Here is a 272-nt window from a genome sequence, read left to right on the forward strand (position 1 = left end):
GGGTCCTGATTCTTGGCGAAACCCTGGTAGTTGCCGCGTTGATTGCCTCCCTCATCGCCCAAAAAGGTATCGGCATCTTTACGTTCGCAGGGTTCACGGCGGGAAGCATAGTAGGCCCGGGCCTGGGCATCTCGCTGCTGTTTGCCTTCGCCTGCTTCACCAGTTTTGAAGCCACGGTGGTGTTCGCCGAGGAGGCAAAGAATCCGCGTCGCACCATCCCGCGCGCCGCCTATCTGGTCATTGCGTTTGTGGGCGTCTTCTACGCGGTGTCC

1 protein-coding gene is annotated in these 272 nt (G+C 59.9%); it reads left to right on the forward strand.

Annotated features, from left to right (window positions below; genetic code table 11):
- Window positions 1-272: amino acid permease (locus tag SB847_RS21065; protein ID WP_410578566.1), on the forward strand; the 272-nt coding region annotated here is incomplete at both ends.

The organism is Bacillus sp. SIMBA_026, assembly GCF_046535335.1.
GTDB classification, from domain to species: Bacteria; Bacillota; Bacilli; order Bacillales; family Bacillaceae; genus Bacillus; species Bacillus velezensis.